This is a genomic window from Streptomyces sp. W1SF4 (assembly GCF_003950035.1).
Taxonomy (GTDB): Bacteria; Actinomycetota; Actinomycetes; order Streptomycetales; family Streptomycetaceae; genus Streptomyces; species Streptomyces racemochromogenes.
Window position 1 is genome coordinate 18,440 of record NZ_CP034352.1, and the last position, 18,419, is coordinate 36,858.

General features: G+C 76.2%; 5 protein-coding genes. 1 reads left to right on the plus strand and 4 read right to left on the minus strand.

Annotation, left to right across the window (positions count from 1 at the left end):
* Positions 1-99 precede the first annotated feature (99 nt).
* Positions 100-882: an aminotransferase class IV gene (locus D1J60_RS36275; RefSeq protein ID WP_241253717.1), complete on the plus strand. Its 783-nt coding sequence runs from the start codon at positions 100-102 to the stop codon at positions 880-882.
* Here the strand turns inward: D1J60_RS36275 and D1J60_RS36280 are convergent.
* The 4 genes from D1J60_RS36280 to D1J60_RS36295 are packed head-to-tail and all read right to left on the minus strand — an operon-like array spanning position 831 to position 18,390.
* Positions 831-1,160, minus strand: a complete 330-nt coding sequence (locus tag D1J60_RS36280) for a chorismate mutase (protein ID WP_241253718.1) — start codon at positions 1,158-1,160, stop codon at positions 831-833. The genes D1J60_RS36275 and D1J60_RS36280 overlap by 52 nt on opposite strands.
* Positions 1,161-1,173: 13 nt before the next feature.
* Complete coding sequence (locus D1J60_RS36285; protein ID WP_125824772.1) at positions 1,174-2,598, minus strand: DHA2 family efflux MFS transporter permease subunit; 1,425 nt, start codon at positions 2,596-2,598, stop codon at positions 1,174-1,176.
* Positions 2,595-13,646 (minus strand): type I polyketide synthase, encoded by an 11,052-nt coding sequence (locus tag D1J60_RS36290; RefSeq protein ID WP_125824773.1) that lies wholly within the window; start codon positions 13,644-13,646, stop codon positions 2,595-2,597. The genes D1J60_RS36285 and D1J60_RS36290 overlap by 4 nt, the downstream gene beginning before the upstream one ends.
* 1 nt (position 13,647) lies before the next feature.
* Positions 13,648-18,390, minus strand: coding sequence for a type I polyketide synthase (locus tag D1J60_RS36295; protein WP_206436707.1), 4,743 nt, complete (start codon positions 18,388-18,390; stop codon positions 13,648-13,650).
* Between the last annotated feature and the right edge of the window lie 29 nt (positions 18,391-18,419).

An 18,419-nucleotide genomic window follows, 5' to 3' on the forward strand; every position in this document is an offset into this window, starting at 1 on the left:
AGGCCCACTCGGCGCGTACACCGTTCAGTGCTGCGCACACTGTACGCACAATGGGTACGGTGTACGCAAGAGGGCGTGCGGCGCTCTATGCTCCAGGGCATGACAACGAGGTCGGCGGGTGCCGGTGAAGGCGGGGAACGGGTCCTCCTGTACGGGCCGCGAGGGCTCGTCGAGGGCGCGGCGGCCGGGGAGTTGGAAGCCGCCGACTCCTGGCTCGTCGAGGACGGCCGGGTACGCGAACTGCCCGCGCACTGGCGGCGGTTCGCCGCGGCCGTGGCCGAGGCGGGCGGGCCCGCGCCAACGGGTTTCCCGGAGGCCGTCGCCCGGGCGCTGCCCCGGCGGGGATGCTGGTTCCCCCGGGTGGAGCTGGTGGGCGGCCGGCTCCAGCTGCGGGTACGGCCGGCGCCCCCGCGGACGGAGGCGGTACGGCTGTGGGCCGGGGGCGGGGATCCGCGGCGCACCCCCCGGCGCAAGGGGCCGGACCTGGCGGCGCTGGGGGCGCTGCGGGCCCGGGCCGTCGCGGCGGGCGCGGACGACGCGCTGCTCGTCGGCGACGACGGCCTCGTCCTGGAGACCGCCACGGCGAACCTGCTGTGGTGGGAGGGGGACGTGCTGTGCGTGGTCGATCCCGGGCTGCCGATCCTGGCGGGGGTGACCGCGGCGTGGGTGGTGCGGCGCGCCGCCGCCCTGGGCATCACGGTGCGGCCGGGCCTGGTGCGGCCGGCGGAGCTGGGCGGGCGCGAGGTGTGGGTCACCAACGCGCTGCACGGGCTGCGGCCGGTCACCGGGTGGGTGGGGGCCGGCGTGGCCGCCGGCCCCTCACCGCGGGTTCAGGAGTGGCGGGCCGCCTGGGCCGCCGCCGCCGAGCCCCTGCCGCGGTAGCGGCACAGGTTCAGCAGGAGCAGGGCCAGCTCGACGCCGGGGCGGCCGAGGCTGTTGCCGTACCGGGCGATGACCTGCGTCTCCCGGGACAGGCGGGTGCCGGGGCCGCCGGCGGCGGTCCGGTCGCGCTGGATCTCGTTGACGAGGGCGACGCGGTCGGCGACCAGGGCGATGATCCGGTCGTCGAGGGCGTCGACCTGGTGGAGCAGGACCTCTTCGTTGAGCTGCGTGAGGAGGGCCTGGGTCTCCATGGGGACGGGTTCTGTTCGGACGGGCATGCGGTTCTTCCCCTCAGCGGGTGGGTTCGGGGGCGGCCGGGCGGCGCTGTGCCCGGGCCAGCAGGACGGCGGACAGCGCGGCCACGGCGGCGAGGGCCAGGGACCATCCGAAGGTGACGGCGAAGGCGGACGCCTGGTCGTGCGGGCGGCCGTCGGCTCCGTCGAGTCCCCTCTGCAGGACGGTGACGAGCACCGCCGTCGCGAGCGAGCCGCCCAGCCGTTGCAGGATGCTCAGCTGCGGTGAGGCGTCGCTGATCTTCTGCGGGTCGAGGCTGCGGAACGCGCTGGTCATGGCGGGCATGACGGACAGTCCGGCGCCGAACCCCGAGACGGTCATGGCCGCCCCGATCAGCGCGTAGGACGTGTCGGTGCCGACGAACACGAACGGCACCGCCGCGACCAGGCTGAGGCCGGCGCCGGCGAGGGCGGTGCGGCCGGTGCCGAAGCGTTCGGCGGTCCGGCCCGAGAGCCAGGTGGCCGCCGCCGCGCCGATGCTCGACGGCACCAGCAGCATGCCGGTGGCCACCGGGTCCTCGTGCCGGACGTCCTGGAAGTACAGCGGCATCAGCACCATGCCCGCGTACATGCCCATGGACAGGAAGAACGTGGTGAGGGACGCGGCGCGGAAGACCCGGTCGCGGTAGAGGCGGACGTCGAAGAGCGGGTGGGCGGTGGTGAGGGTGCGGATCGTGAAGAGGACGAGAAGGGCGGTGCCGACGGCGACGCAGAGCAGCGGCACCGTGAGGGACCCGGTGTCGGTGCTGCCCAGGCCGTACGTGAGGACGGCCATGCCGGTGGAGATCGCGGCCAGGCCCGGGACGTCCAGCGGTGGGGCCGCCTCCGGGCGGTCGGCCGGCAGCAGGCACAGGGCGCACAGGACGGCGGCGGCCCCCACGGGCAGGTTGACCAGGAAGATCCACCTCCAGTCGGTGTAGTGCAGCAGGAGCCCGCCGATGAACGGGCCGAAGACCGGGGCCAGCACGATGGGCACGCCCACCGTCGCCATGACCCGGGACATGTTCCCCGGCCCGGCCGTGCGGGCCAGGATCATCTGCCCGACGGGCATGATCAGCCCGCCGCCGAGGCCCTGGACCGCGCGGAAGGCGATGAGCTGTCCCGCGTCCTGGGCGGCCGCGCAGAGCGCGGAGCCCAGGGTGAACAGGACGACGGCGGCCACGTAGGTGCGGCGGGCGCCGAAGCGGCGGGCGGCCCAGCCGGAGACCGGGATGACCGCGGCGACGGCGAGGAGGTAGGCGGTGACCACCCACTGGACGGTGTTCAGCGGGGCCTGGAAGTCCGTACCGAGCGCGCTGAGCGCGACGTTGACGATCGTCGAGTCCAGGAACGACATCGTCGCTCCCACGATCACGACGGTGGCGGCCTTCCAGACGTCCCGGCCGAGGCCGGTGCGGGGTGCCGGAGCGGTGCCGGTCGTCATGCCGCGGCCTCCGTCAGCCAGTGGTCGACGGCGGCGGCCGCGGCCCGCGCGTCGTCCTCCATCATCGTGAAGTGGTCGCCCGGTACGTCCACCGCCGTGTGGGGCAGCGGCCAGGACGCCTGGTGGCCGCCGCCGTCGACCAGGGAGCGGCCCGCTCTGACGAGCAGCGTCGGGACGGCGGTGGCGGTGGGCCGCCAGGCCGGGAAGAGCCGGAAGTAGCCGCCCATGGCCGTGAGCCTGAGGTCGGTCATCCAGCCGAAGGAGTCCTCCCGTTCGAACATGGCGTCGGTCATCCGGGACCGGAACGCGGGCTGCGCCGCGTCGCCCGGCAGGAACGTGTCGAGCAGCACCAGGGCGGCGGGGGCGGTGCCCCCGCGTTCGAGGTGGGCGGTGACCTCCTGGGCGAGCCAGCCGCCCGAGGAGTACCCGGCCAGGGCGAACGGGGCGCCGTCCGCGAGGCGCAGCACCTCGGCGGCCAGGTGTGCGACGAGGGCGTCGGCGGTGGCGGGCAGCGGCTCGCCCTCGCCGTAGCCGGGGAGCGGCAGGACGTGGACGTCCCGGTGCTCGCGGAAGGGTGCGGCGAAGCGGGCGAACTGGTGGGGGCTGGACAGGGCGGTGACCGAGGGCAGGCAGATCAGGGCCGGACCGCCCGCGCCGCCGGTGCCGCCGGGTCCGCTGGAGAGGGTGACGGGTGCCGGGGCGCCGTCCGTGCCGTCCGTGGTGAAGGAGGGGCGCAGCAGGGAGGCCGCGACGAGCAGGTCGGTGGCCTCCTTGACCTTGCCGTCCGCGCAGGCCTGCCGGTAGAGCGCGGCCAGGGGCTGCGCCGCCGCGGGCGGGCTCGCGGCTTCCGGCACCCGCGGGGTCCGGGCCGCCGCGAGTTCGCCGCGCATGTGGTCGGCGAGGTCGGCGGGGGTCGGGTGGTCGAAGACGGCCGTGGCGGACAGTCTCAGGCCGGTCGCGGTGTTGAGGCTGCCGCGCAGGCGCACGGAGGTCAGTGAGTCGAAGCCCATCTCCAGGAACTTCCGGTCCGGTTCGATCCGGTCGGCGGAGCTGTGGCCGAGGACGGTGGCGGTGTGGGCCCGTACGAGGGTGAGGAGGTCCTCCGGGTCGATGACGGGAACGGCGGCCGGGGCGCCCGCCGTCCGCCGGAGCGGGGCCGGCACCAGGCCGTGCAGCAGGGGCGGGAGCGGCTCGTGGCGGGCGCGGGTGCGCAGGGCGGGCAGGTCCAGGCGAATCGGCACCGCGAGGGCCAGGTCGAGGGCGGGGGCGGTGTCGAGGAGCGCGAGGGCCTCTTCGGTGGCGAGGGCGGCCACGCCGCCGCGGTGGATGCGGTCGACGTCGTCGGCGTCGAGGGCGCCGGTCATGCCGCTGCGTTCGGCCCACAGGCCCCAGGCGAGGGAGATCCCCGGCAGGCCGAGGGAGCGGCGGTGCTGGGCGAGGGCGTCCAGGTAGGCGTTGGCGGCGGCGTAGTTGCCCTGGCCCGGGGCACCGAGCAGGCCCGAGGCGGACGAGAACAGGACGAACGCCGACAGGTCCAGGCCGGCGGTGAGTTCGTGGAGGTTGCGGGCGGCGTCCACCTTGGGGCGCAGCACGGCGTCGAAGCGGCCGGGGGTGAGGGACTCGATCACACCGTCGTCCAGGACGCCCGCGGTGTGGATGACGGCGGTGAGGGGGTGCTCGGCGGGGATCGCGGCCAGGAGGGAGGCCAGGGCCTCGCGGTCGGCCGCGTCGCAGGCGGCGACGGTCGCGGTCGCGCCCAGGGCGGACAGTTCCGCGACCAGGTCCTCAGCGCCGCCGGAGCGGCTCGCCAGGAGCAGGTGGCGGACCCCGTGTTCCGTGGCCAGGTGACGGGCGACCGCGCGGCCCAGGACGCCGGTACCGCCCGTGATCAGGACCGTGCCGCCCTCGGTGAAGGACAGGCCCGTGGACTCCGGCGCGGCCGATGCCCGCGTCAGGCGCGGGACGCGTACCGCTCCGCCGCGCACCGCCGCCTGCGGCTCCGCACTGGTCAGGTAGGGGGCCGGGTCGGCGGCCTCCTCCAGGTCCAGGAGGTGGAAACGGCCCGGGTGTTCCGACTGTGCGGAGCGCACCAGGCCCCACACCGCCGCACCTGCCAGGTCGCGCACCTCATCGCCCACGGCGCCGCGCGTCACGAACACCACGCGCTCCTCCGCCGGGCTCGCCAGGGAGTTCTGGAGCACCTCCAGGGCCTGGTTCAGGGCCTCGCGCACGCCGACGGAGGTGTCCACCTCGCACGCCACGCCCGCGGGCAGGGCGTCGGAAGCCGGCGCCGGCACCCAGTCCAGCGCGAACAGGGTGTCCCGGTGCGCGAGGTGTTCGGTGGCGACGGGGCGCAGGGCCAGGGAGTCGACGGTGGCGACCGGCAGGCCGGCCGGGTCGGTGACGGCGAGGGAGACCGCGTCCCCGCCGGCGGGGCTCAACCGGACCCGCAGGTCGCGTGCGCCGGCCGTGTGCAGGTGGACGCCGTTCCAGGAGAACGGGAGGCGGACGCCGGGGCCGTCGAGGAAGGAGCCGAGGCCCACGGCGTGCAGGGCGGCGTCGAGGAGGGCGGGGTGGAGGCCGAAGCGGCCCGCGGCCTCCTGCTGGTCGCGGTCGAGGCCGACCTCGGCGTACACCTCGTCGCCGAGCCGCCAGGCCGCGCGCAGCCCCTGGAACGCCGGCCCGTAGCCGAGTCCGGAGTCGGCGAGCCGGTCGTAGAAGCCGGTCAGGTCCAGGGGTTCGGCGCCGGCCGGCGGCCATGCGCCCCCGGCGGGGGCCGGGGGGCCGGCCGGGGCGGCGGTCAGGACGCCGGTGGCGTGCCGGGTCCAGGGGCCGTCCTCGTGGCGGGCGTACGTGGTGACCGTGCGCCGGCCGTCCGGCCCGGCGGGGCCCACGGCGAGCTGGACCTGGACCGCGCCGCGTTCGGGCAGCACCAGCGGAGCTTCCAGGGTCAGCTCCTCCAGGTGGGTGTGGCCGGTCTGGAGGCCCGCGTGCAGGGCGAGTTCCACGAAGGCGGTGCCGGGCAGCAGGACCGTGCCGGCGACGGCGTGGTCGGCCAGCCAGGGCTGCGCCGTCAGCGACAGGCGGCCGGTGAACAGGTGGTCGTCGGAGGCGGCGACGGTCACCATCGCGCCGAGGAGGGGGTGCCCGGCGGCGTCCAGGCCCGCGGAGGCCATGTCGCCGGCGGGGTCGGTGCCGTCCAGCCAGTACCGCTCGCGCTGGAAGGCGTACGTGGGCAGGTCGACGCGGCGGGCGCCGGGGAAGACGGTGTCCCAGTTGACTGGCACTCCGTGGACGTGGGCCTCGGCGAGGGCGGCGGTGAAGCGGGCGGGGCCGCCGTCGCCGCGGCGCAGGGTGCCCAGCGCGGTGTCGGGCAGGCCGTGGACGAGGACGGGGTGCGGGCTGACCTCGATGAACACGCCGTGGCCCTCGTGGACGAGGGTTTCGGTGGCGTCGGCGAGCAGGACGCTCTGGCGGAGGTTGCGGTACCAGTACCCCTCGTCCAGTTCGGTGCCGTCGAGCCAGGCGGCGTCGACCGTGGACAGGAACGGGATGTCGGCCGTGCGGGGGGTGATCCCGGCGAGGGCGTCCAGGACGTCGGTGCGGATCTCCTCCACGTGGGCGGAGTGGGAGGCGTAGTCCACGGGGATCCGGCGGGCGCCCTCGACGGCGGCGAGCACCGCTTCACAGGCCTCGGGGTCGCCGGAGACCACCACGGAGCGGGGGCCGTTGACGGCGGCGAGGGACAGCCGGTCCCCCAGGTGGGCGGCGGCCTCCTCGCGGGACAGCGGCAGGGAGACCATGCCGCCGCGGCCGGAGAGGGCCAGGAGGGCCTTGCTGCGCAGGGCGACGACGCGCGCCGCGTCGTCGAGGCCGAGCGCTCCGGCGACGCAGGCGGCGGCGATCTCGCCCTGCGAGTGGCCGACCACGGCGGCCGGTTCGACGCCGTGGGAGCGCCACAGCGCGGCGAGGGAGACCATCACCGCCCACAGGGCGGGCTGGACCACGTCGACCCGGGTCAGGGCGGCCTCGTCGGTGAGGACTTCGCGCAGCGACCAGTCGACGTGGGGGGCGAGGGCCTTTTCGCAGGCGGCCAGCCGGTCGGCGAACGCCTTTGAGGAGTGCAGCAGTTCACGGGCCATGCCGGCCCACTGGGAGCCCTGGCCGGGGAAGACGAACACGGCCTTGGCGGCGGTGCGCGACGTTCCCCGCAGCAGGTGCGGGGAGGGCGAGCCCGCGGCCAGGGCGGTCAGTCCTTCGGCGAAGGCGGCGGGGTCGTCGGCGACGACGGCGGCCCGGTGTTCCAGGGCGGCGCGGGAGGACGCGAGGGAGCCGCCGATGTCGGCGAGGGCGTGGCGGGGGTCTTCTCCGGCGGTATCCGGGGCGGTGAGGCCGTCCAGGGCGGCGAGGAGGTTGCGGGCCTGGTCGCGCAGGGCGGCGTCGGACTTGGCGGACAGCACCCAGGGCAGTGCCGTGCCGGGTGCGGGGGCCGGCCGGGGGGCGGGACCGTCGGCGGTTTCGGCGGCCGTCTCGGTGAGGGTCTCCGCGGGGGCCTGTTCCACGATGACGTGGGCGTTGGTGCCGCTGACGCCGAACGAGGAGACGCCGGAGCGGCGGGCGCGTCCGGTCTCGGGCCACGGTACGGGTTCGGTCAGCAGGCGTACGGAGCCGGCCGTCCAGTCGACGTGCGGGGTGGGCTCGTCGACGTGGAGGGTGCGGGGCAGGAGGCCGTGGCGCATCGCCTCGACCATCTTGATGACGCCGCCGACGCCGGAGGCGGCCTGGGTGTGGCCGATGTTGGACTTGAGGGAGCCCAGCCACAGCGGCTGGTCCCCGGGCCGGTCCTGCCCGTACGTGGCGAGGACCGCCTGCGCCTCGATCGGGTCGCCGAGCCGGGTGCCGGTGCCGTGGGCCTCGACGGCGTCGACGTCCTGGACGCCCAGGCCGGCGTTGGCGAGGGCCTGGCGGATGACGCGCTGCTGGGAGGGGCCGTTGGGGGCGGTGAGGCCGTTGGAGGCGCCGTCCTGGTTGACGGCGGAGCCGCGGATGACGGCCAGGACCTGGTGGCCGTTGCGGCGGGCGTCGGAGAGCCGCTCCAGCAGCAGCATGCCGGCGCCCTCGCCCCAGCCGGTGCCGTCGGCGGCGGCGGCGAAGGACTTGCAGCGGCCGTCGGAGGACAGGCCGCGCTGCCGGGAGAACTCCACGAACGTGTTGGGGGTGGCCATCACGGTCGCGCCGCCGGCGAGGGCCATCGTGCACTCGCCGGACCGCAGGGCCTGGGCGGCCAGGTGCAGGGCGACGAGGGAGGACGAGCAGGCGGTGTCGACGGTGACGGCGGGCCCCTCCAGCCCCAGGACGTAGGAGACGCGGCCGGACAGGACGCTGCCGGCGTTGCCGGTGCTGAGGTAGCCGTCGATGCCCTCGGGGACCTCGCCCAGGCGGGAGGCGTAGTCGTGGTACATGACGCCGGCGAACACGCCGGTGGCGGTGCCGCGCACGGACGTCGGGTCGATGCCGGCGCGTTCGAAGGCCTCCCAGGCGGTTTCCAGGAGGAGCCGCTGCTGGGGGTCCATGGCGAGGGCCTCGCGGGGCGAGATCCCGAAGAAGCCGGCGTCGAACTCGGCGGCGTCGTAGAGGAATCCGCCTTCGCTGACGTACGAGCGGCCGGCCGCGTCGGGGTCGTCGTCGAAGAGGCCGTCGAGGTCCCAGCCGCGGTCGGTGGGGAACGCCGCGATGCCGTCGCCGCCCGCGGCCACCAGCCGCCACAGGTCCTGCGGTGAGCGCACTCCGCCGGGGTAGCGGCAGCTCATGCCGACGATCGCGACGGGGTCGTCGTCGGTGCGGGCGCCGGGGGTGGCGGCGGCCGGGGCGGTGGGGGCGGTGGCCGGGTCCTCGGTCAGGCCGGCCCGCAGGTGTTCCACGAGGGCGGCCGGGGTGGGGTAGTCGAAGATGAGGGTGGCCGAGAGCCGCAGGCCCGTCTCGGTGGTGAGCCGGTTGCGGAGTTCGACGGCGGTGAGGGAGTCGAAGCCCAGCTCGGTGAACGTCCGGCCGAGGTCGACGGCCTGCGCGTCGGCGTGGCCCAGTACGGCGCCGACGTGGCCGCGGACCAGGTCGGCGAGCTGCCGTTCGGTCCACTGGGTGCGCGGGGTGGCCGGGCCGGACGCGGCCGTCCCGCGGGCCGGTCCGCGGACGAGGCCGCGCAGCAGGGCCGGGGGCGTGGTGTTCCGTGCGGCGCCCGCAGGCGGGTTGAGGTCCAGGCGGGCGGGGACGAGCAGGGGCTCGTCGAGGCCGCCCGCGAGGTCGAAGAGTTCCAGGCCGTCGGCGGCGGACAGCGCGGCGACGCCGGAGCCGGTGATGCGCCGGGTGTCGTTGCCGGCGAGGCGGCCGCCCATGCCGCCGCCCTCCGCCCACAGGCCCCAGGCCAGGGACACGGCGCTGAGGCCCTGGGAGGTGCGGTGCTGGGCGAGCGCGTCGAGGAAGGCGTTCGCGGCGGCGTATCCGGCCTGGCCGGGGGCGCCGAAGACGCCGGCGGCCGAGGAAAACAGCACGAACGCCGCGAGGCCGGCCTCCCGGGTCAGCTCGTGCAGGTGCCAGGCCGCGTCGAGCTTGGGGCGCAGTACGGTGTCCAGCCGGTCGGGTGCCAGCGAGCCGATCACGCCGTCGTCGAGGACGCCGGCGGCGTGCACGACGGCCGTCAGCGGCCGCTCGGCGGTGATCCGGTCGAGCAGCCGCGCCAGGTCGGCGCGGTCGCCGACGTCGCAGGCCTCGATCCGTACGTGGGCGCCGGCGCCGGTGAGCGCGGCGGCGAGTTCTGCGGCGCCCTCGGCGGCCGGGCCGCGCCGGCCGGCCAGCACGAGGTGGCGTACGCCGTGCTCGGCCACCAGGTGGCGGGCCAGCAGGGCGCCGAGGCCGCCGGTGCCGCCGGTGATCAGGACGGTGCCGTCGGGGTTCCACTCCCGGGGTTCGGCGGGGGCGGGGACGCGGGCGAGCCGGGGGGCGTACGGGATGCCGTCGCGCAGGGCGAGCTGCGGCTCGTCGAGGGCGAGGAGGGCGTGCAGTGCGGCGGTGGCGTCCGGGGTGCCGTCGTCCGGGGTGCCGTGCGGGGTGTCGTCGTCCGGGCCGGTGACGTCGATCAGGCGGAAGCTGCCCGGGTTCTCGGCCTGCGCCGACCGGACGAGGCCCCACAGGGGCGCCTGGCCGAGGTCGCGGACCGGCTCGCCCTGCCGGACGGCCAGGGCGCCGCGGGTCACCAGGACCAGCTGCGAGGAGCCGCACCGGGGGTCGGCGAGCCACGCCTGGAGGAGTTCCAGGACGCGGTGCGCGCCGGTGTGGGCGGCGGGGACGAGGTCGTCGCCGGTGCGGGGGCAGCGGACGAACACGGCGTCGGGGACGGTGTCCAGCGCGGCCAGGTCGGCGGCGGAGGCGATCCAGCACGGCGGCGCGCCGGCCGGCTGCGCGGGGGCGGCGGGGGCGGGCTGGGGCAGGGCGGCCCAGTCGACGCGGAAGAGGGAGTCGCGGTGGCGGTGCGTGCGCTGGGCGGCGGCCGGGCGCAGGGCGAGCGCCTCGACGGTGACGACGGGGGCGCCCGTCGGGTCGGCCGCGTCCAGGGACACGGTGTCGGGGCCGGCCGGCGACAGCCGTACGCGCAGTGCCGGGGCGCCGGCCGCGTGGAGGGTCACGCCGCGCCAGGAGAACGGGAGGCTCGCGGCGCCGTCGGCGACGAAGTCACCGAAGCCGACGGCGTGCAGGGCGGCGTCCAGCAGGGCGGGGTGCAGGCCGAAGCGGGCGGCTTCGGTCTCCTGCGGCAGCCGTACCTCGGCGAACACGTCGTCGCCGCGGCGCCATGCGGCCCGCAGTCCCTGGAAGGCGGGTCCGTAGCCGAAGCCGACGTCGACGAGGTGGTCGTAGAGCCCCTCGACGGGCACCGGCTCGGCGCCCGCGGGGGGCCATGCGCTCAGGTCGGCGTCGGCGGGCGGGGCGGCTGCCGGGGAGGGGGCGGCCGTCAGGGTGCCGGTGGCGTGCCGGGTCCACGGCTCGTCGGTGTGGCGGGAGTGGAAGGTCAGGGAGCGGCGGCCCTCCGCGTCGGCGGGCCCGACGCCCACCTGGAGCTGGACCGCGCCCCGTTCGGGCAGGACCAGGGGCGCCTCGATGGTGAGTTCGTCGAGGTGGGCGCAGCCGACCTGGTCGCCGGCGCGGACGGCCAGCTCCACGAAGGCGGTGCCGGGGACGAACACGGTGCCCAGGACGGCGTGGTCGGCGAGCCAGGGGTGGGTCCGCAGGGAGAGGCTGCCGGTGAACAGGACCTGGTCCGCCTCGGCCAGGGTCACCATGGCGCCGAGCAGGGGGTGGTCGGCCGCGCCCAGGCCGGCGGCGGCCACGTCGCCGAGGCCGGTCGTCTCGGGCCAGTAGCGCTGCCGCTGGAAGGGGTACGTGGGCAGGTCGACGCGGCGTCCGGCGGGGAGCAGGGGCTGCCAGTCGACGGGGAGGCCGCGGGTCCAGGCCTCGGCGAGGGCGCCGAGGAAGGCCTCCGGCTCGGGGCGGTCCCCGCGCAGGACGGGGGTGAGGAGTCCGGAGAAGTCCTCGGGGAGGGACTCCCCCGCCATGGCGGCGAGGACGCCCTGCGGGCCCAGCTCCAGGAAGTGGGCGACGCCCTGGGCGGCGAGGTGGGCGACGCCGTCGGCGAAGCGGACGGCGTCGCGGACGTGCCGGACCCAGTAGTCGGCGGTGAACGCGGTGATCTGCCCGCCGGTGACGTTGGAGACGACGGGGATGGCGGGCGCGGAGTGGGTGAGGGATTCCGCGACCTCGCGGAACGCCTCGAGCATGGGCTCCATCAGGGGGGAGTGGAAGGCGTGCGAGACCGTGAGGCGCTTGGTCTTGCGGCCGTGTTCGGCCAGCTTCGCGGCCACGGCGAGGACGGCCTGCTCGGCGCCCGAGATCACCACGGACTGGGGGCCGTTGACCGCCGCGATGTCGACATCGCCCGACAGCAGGGGGCGTATCTCCTCCTCGGTGGCGCGGACCGACACCATCGCCCCGCCCTCCGGCAGGGCGCCCATCAGCGCGCCCCGGGCGCGGACCAGTGCCGCGGCGTCCGCGAGGGACAGGACCCCTGCGACGTGAGCGGCGGCGATCTCGCCGATCGAGTGGCCCGTGACGAAGTCCGGGCGCAGACCGAAGGACTCCGCCAGCCGGTACAGGGCCACCTCGACGGCGAACAGTGCCGGCTGGGTGTTCTCGGTGCGGTGGATCTCGTCCCCGCCGCCGAAGACGATGTCCTTCAGCGGGAGGTCGAAGTGGGCGCACACCTCGTCGAAGGCGGCCGCGAACACCGGCTGGGCCTCGTACAGTTCCCGGCCCATGCCCGGGCGCTGCGCACCCTGCCCGGAGAAGAGGAACGCGGACTTCCCGCCGGTGGCGGTGCCCTCGACGAGGGCGCCGCGGTCGGCGCCGGGCACCACGCCCCGGTGGGTGAGGGGCGTCGGCAGGGAGAGGGAGTGGGCCAGGTCGGCGGGGTCGAGCTCCGGGTGGTCCTGGGCGTACGCGCGGAGCTGGTCGGCCCGTGCGCGCAGGGCCTCGGGGGTGTGGGCCGACAGCAGCCACGGCGGCGCGGTGGCGGTGCGCGGCTGCGGCGTCCGCTCCTGGGGCCGGGCGTCCTCGGGGGCGGCCTGTTCGACGATCAGGTGGGCGTTGGTGCCGCTGACGCCGAAGGCCGACACGCCGGCGCGGCGCGGTTCGCCCGTCTCGGGCCAGGGGGTGGGCTCGGTCAGCAGGCGTACGCCGCCCGCCGACCAGTCCGCGTGCGGTGTGGGTTCGTCCACGTGCAGGGTGCGGGGCAGGGTGCCGTGCTGGATGGCGAGGACCATCTTCATCACGCCGGCGACGCCCGCCGCTGCCTGGGTGTGGCCGAGGTTCGACTTGACGGAGCCGAGCCACAGGGGCCGGTCGGCGGTGCGCTTGCGGCCGTACGTGGCGAGCAGGGCGTGGGCCTCGATGGGGTCGCCGAGCCGGGTGCCGGTGCCGTGGGCCTCGACCGCGTCGACCATGTCCGGGGACAGCCGGGCGTTGGCCAGGGCCTGGCGGATGACGCGCTGCTGGGCGGTGCCGTTGGGGGCGGTAAGCCCGTTGGAGGCGCCGTCCTGGTTGACGGCGGAGCCGCGCAGGACCGCGAGGACGGGGCGGCCGTTGCGGCGGGCGTCGGAGAGCCGTTCGAGGACGAGCAGGCCCGCGCCCTCGCCCCAGCCGGTGCCGTCGGCGGCGGCGGCGAAGGGCTTGCAGCGGCCGTCGGCGGCGAGCCCGCGCTGCCGGCTGAACTCGACGAAGACGCGGGGGGTGGCCATGACGGTGGCGCCGCCGGCGAGGGCCAGGGCGCATTCGCCGCGGCGCAGTGCCTCGGCGGCCAGGTGCAGGGAGACCAGGGAGGAGGAGCAGGCGGTGTCGACGGTGACCGCGGGGCCTTCGAGGCCGAGGACGTAGGACAGGCGTCCGGAGAGGACGCTCGCGGCGTTGCCGGTGCCGATGTAGCCTTCGAGGCCCTCTTCGGGGGTCGAGCCGAACAGGGTGCCGTAGTCCTGGCCGTTGGTGCCGACGAAGACGCCGGCGCGGCTGCCGCGCAGGGCGGCGGGGTCGAGGCCGGAGCGTTCCAGGGCCTCCCAGGCGACCTCCAGGAGCAGGCGCTGCTGGGGGTCCATGGCGCGGGCCTCGCGCGGGCTGATGCCGAAGAAGGCGGGGTCGAAGTCGGCGGCTCCGTCGAGGAATCCGCCCTCGCGGACGTACGAGGTTCCGGCCCGGTCGGGGTCGGGGTCGTAGAGCGCGGCGAGGTCCCAGCCGCGGTCGTCGGGGAAGGGGGCGAGGGCGTCGGTGCCGTCGGCGAGGAGGGTCCACAGCTGTTCGGCGGAGTGGACGCCGCCGGGGAAGCGGCAGCCCATGCCGACGATCGCGATCGGCTCGTGGCTGAGGTCCTCGGCGTCCTTCAGGCGCCGGTTCGCCTCGTCCAGGTCGGCCGTGACCCGCTTGAGGTATTCCAGGAGCTTGGTCTCGTTCACCATGTCAGCGGGTCCCGTATTTCTGGTCGATGTAGGCGAAGAGGTCGTCCGCCGTGTCCAAGGGGGGTCGGGTGCCGGCACCCGTTTCGTCGTCCGGGCCGGAGCCGGTGCCGGGCCCTGGTGCGGTGCCGGCGCGGGCCAGCAGGTTCTGGAGCCGCGTCACGGCCTCCGCCCGTACGTCGGGGGCGTCGAGGACGGCGAGGGCGTCCTCGACGCGGTCGAGGTCGGCGAGGAGGCGGGCGGCGGCGGTGCCGCCGAGTTCGGCGTCGAGGTGTTCGGCGAGGGCCTGGGGGCTGGGGTGGTCGAAGACGACGGTCGTGGCCAGGTTCAGCCCGGTGCGGGCGCCGAGGACGTTGCGCAGGTCGACGGCGGTGAGGGAGTCGAAGCCGAGTTCCCGGAAGGGCTGGTTCGGGGTGACCGCCTCGGGGCCGCCGTGTCCGAGGACGGCCGCGGCCTGGGTGCGTACGAGGTCCAGGAGGGCGGCGGCCCGTTCGGCGTCGGGGAGCAGGGTGATGTGCTCGCGCCAGTCGGGTTCGGCGGTGGTGCGGGGACGGGCTTCCTCGATGCCGGTGAGCAGGGGGCTGGGCCGGACGGTGGTGAAGCCGGGTGCGAACAGGGCCCAGTCGATGTCGGCCACCGCCAGGCAGGCGTCGCCGTGGTCCAGGGCCTGCTGGAGTCCGGCGAGGGCGTGCGGGGGCCGCATCGGGCGGATGCCGTGGCGGCGCAGGCGTTCGCCGACGGCGGCCTCGTCCTCGGCCATGCCGCCTTCGGCCCAGGCGCCCCAGGCGATGGCGGTGGCGGGCAGTCCGTCGGCGCGGCGCTGGTCGGCGAGGGAGTCCAGGAAGGCGTTGGCGGCGGCGTAGTTGGCCTGTCCGGCGCCGCCGACCGCGCCGGCGAAGGAGGAGAAGAGGACGAACGCGGAGAGGTCGAGGCCGGCGGTGAGTTCGTGGAGGTTGCGGGCGGCGTCGGCCTTGGGGCGCAGGACCGCCGCGAAGCGTTCGGGGGTGAGGGACTCGATGACGCCGTCGTCGAGGATTCCCGCGGTGTGGACGACGGCGGTCAGGGGGTGTTCGGCGGGGATCGCGTCGAGGACCGCCGCGAGGGCGTCGCGGTCGGCGGCGTCGCAGGCCTCGATGGTCACGCGGGTGCCCGTCGCGGTGAGTTCGGCGGCGAGTTCGCGTGCGCCGGGTGCCTGGTCGCCGCGGCGGCTGGTGAGGACGAGGTGTTCGGCGCCGGACGCGGCGAGCCAGCGGGCGACGTGGCCGCCGAGGGCGCCGGTGCCGCCGGTGACCAGGACGGTGCCGGAGGGGCGCCAGGGTTCGACGGCGGCGGCGGTCCTGCGTACGCGGACCAGCCGGCGGGCGAGGATGCCGGTGGGGCGGACCGCCAGCTGGTCCTCGGCGGCGCCGGCGGGGGCTGCCAGCAGGAGGGCGCCGAGCCGGTCGAGGGCGGGGGCGTCGAGTTCCGCGGGGAGGTCGACGAGCCCTCCCCAGCGGGCGGGGGTTTCCAGGGCGGCGGCCCGGCCGAGGCCCCAGACCTGTGCCTGTCCGGGGTCGGCGGGCCGGTCGCCGGGGCCGGTGGAGACGGCGCCGCGGGTGGCGCACCACAGCGGTGCGGTGATTCCGGCGTCGCCGAGGGCCTGGTGCAGGTGGAGGGCCGCGTCCACTCCGGGGTCGTCGGCGTCGGCGGGCAGGAGCAGGACGCCCGCGCAGCCGTCGGCGGCGGGCAGGGCGGTGAGCAGGCGGAGGGTCAGGGCGTCGCGGTCGTGGCCGGTGCCGGGGGTCAGGTCGAGGCGGGCGGTGGTGGCGCCGCGGGCGGTGAGCGCGCCGGTGACCAGGTCGAGTTCCCGCGGGCAGGGTCCGGCGACCAGCCAGGTCCCGGCGGGGACGGTGGTGGCGGGAGCGGCGAGCGGCTGCCATGCGACGCGGTACTGGAGGTCGGCGGTGGGGTCCTGGGCGGCGGCCGCGGGCCGGCCGGTGGGGTCGCCGGGGCGGGGCCAGTAGCGGGTGCGGCGGAACGGGGTGGTCGGCAGGGCCACCCGGTGTACGGGCTGCCCGGCGAAGACGCCGGTCCAGTCGGGGGTGGTGCCGTGCACGAACAGCTCGCCGAGGGCTGCGGCGGCGGTCTCCGGCTCGGGCCGGTCGCGGCGCAGGGCGGGGACGAGGACGGGGTCGGGGCCGCTGACGCAGGCCCGGCCGGCGGCGGTCAGCACGCCGGAGGGGCCCAGCTCGACGAAGCGGCGTACGCCTTGGGCCTCCAGGTGGCACATGCCGTCGTGGAAGCGGACGGCGGCGCGCACGTGCCGGACCCAGTATGCGGGCGTGGCGAGTTCGGCCGGGTCGGCGGTGCGTCCGGTGACGTTCGAGACGACCGGGAGGGACGGCCGGCGGTAGGTGAGCGTGCGCGCGACGCGGCCGAACTCGGCGAGCATCGGCTCCATCAGCGACGAGTGGAAGGCGTGGCTGACGTTGAGCCGCTTGGTGCGGTGGCCGGCGGCCTCCAGGAGGCCCGTGGTCCGTGTGACGGCGTCCTCCGGGCCGGAGACGACCACCGCGCGGGGGCCGTTCACGGCGGCGATGTCGGCGCCGGCCGTCAGCAGGGCGCGTACCTCGTCCTCGGCCGCTTCGACGGAGACCATCGCCCCGCCTTCGGGCAGGGCGTCCATGAGCCGGCCGCGGGCGGCGACCAGGGTGGCGGCGTCGGGGAGGGTGAGCACGCCGGCGACGTGGGCGGCGGCCAGCTCGCCGACCGAGTGGCCGAGGAGGAAGTCGGGGCGTACGCCCCAGGACTCGAAGAGCCGGTACAGGGCCACTTCGAGGGCGAACAGGCCGGCCTGGGTGTAGCGGGTCCGGTCGAGGAGTTCCGCCTCGCCGCTCACCACCTGCCGCAGCGGGCGGTCCAGGTGGGCGTCCAGCGCGGCGCAGGCCGCGTCGAAGGCCCGCGCGTACACCGGGAACGCCGCGTACAGCCCGTCGCCCATGCCGGGGCGCTGGGCGCCCTGGCCGGTGAACAGGAACGCCAGCCCGCCGGGGGTGGCGCCGGCCTGCCGGACGGCGGGGTCCGGGGTGCCGTCGGCGAGTGCCGCCAGGCCCTTCAGGAGGCTGTCGCGGCCGTCGGCGACGACGGCGGCGCGGCGGTCGAGGGTGGCACGGGTGGTGGCGAGGGAGTGGGCGACGTCCCGGGGGGACAGGTGGGGGCGGTCCTCCAGGTGGGCGTGGAGGCGGGCGGCCTGGGCGCGCAGCGTCTCGTCCTCGCGGGCGGAGAGCACGGCGAGGACGGCCGGCCGGGCGGCGTCGGGGGTTTCGGGGGTTTCGGGGGTTTCGGGGCCGTGGTCGTCGTCCGCGGCGGGTTCGGCGTCGGGGGTGTGCTCCTCCAGGAGGACGTGGGCGTTGGTGCCGCTGATGCCGAACGAGGACACGCCGGCGCGGCGCGGCTGCCCGTCGGGGGTGTGCCAGTCGAGGTTCTCCGTGAGCAGCCGCACGGAGCCGGCCGTCCAGTCGACCTGGGGGGTGGGCGCGTCCACGTGCAGGGTGCGCGGCAGGACGCCGTTGCGGATCGCCTCGACCATCTTGATCACCCCGGCCACCCCGGCGGCGGCCTGGGTGTGCCCGATGTTCGACTTCACCGAGCCGAGGTGGAGCGGCCGGTCGGCCGGGCGGTTCTGTCCGTAGGCCGCGATCAGGGCCTGCGCCTCGATGGGGTCGCCGAGGGTGGTGCCGGTGCCGTGGGCCTCGACGGCGTCGACCTGTTCGGGCGTCAGGCGGGCGTTGGCGAGGGCCTGTTCGATGACGCGCTGCTGGGCGGGGCCGTTGGGGGCGGTCAGGCCGTTGGAGGCGCCGTCCTGGTTGACGGCGGAGCCGCGGATCACGGCGAGGACGGGGTGGTTGTTGCGGCGGGCGTCGGACAGCCGCTCCAGTACGAGCATGCCCGCGCCCTCGCCCCAGCCGGTGCCGTCGGCGGCGGCCGCGAAGGCCTTGCAGCGGCCGTCGCGGGCCAGGCCGCCCTGACGGCTGAACTCCGCGAACAGGGTGGGTGTCGACATGACGGTGGCCCCGCCGGTGAGGGCGAGTTCGCACTCGCCGCGCCGCAGCGCCTGGACCGCCAGGTGCAGGGAGACGAGGGAGGCGGAGCAGGCGGTGTCGACGGTGACGGCGGGCCCCTGGAGCCCGTAGACGTAGGAGAGGCGGCCGGAGAGCACGCTGGCGGCGTTGCCGGTCATGATGTGCCCGGCGAGGTCGTCGGCGGAGTGGACGGCCACGGGGGTGTAGTCCTGCCCGTTGGTGCCGATGAAGACGCCGGTCCGGCTGCCGCGCAGGGTGTCCGGGGCGATCCCGGCGCGTTCGAAGGCCTCCCAGGAGGTCTCCAGCAGCAGCCGCTGCTGGGGGTCCATGGCGAGGGCCTCGCGCGGGGAGATCCCGAAGAACGCGGCGTCGAAGTCGCTCGCGCCGTCGAGGAAGCCGGCCTGGCGGGCGTGGGAGGCACCGGCCTGCTCAGGGTCGTCGCAGAGCAGGCCCGCCAGGTCCCAGCCGCGGTCGGTGGGGAAGCCGGACAGGGCGTCGCCGCCCGAGACGAGCAGCCGCCACAGGTCCTCGGGGCTCTGGACCCCGCCGGGGAAGCGGCAGCTCATGGCCACGACGGCGATCGGCTCACCGTCCCGGCTCTCGCTCTCGCGCAGGCGTTCCCGGGTCTGCTCCAGCTCGGCCGAGACGCGCTTGAGGAAGTGGCGGAGTCTTTCTTCATTGGACACGTGGGGGTTCTCCCTGGCGGAGGGGCGGA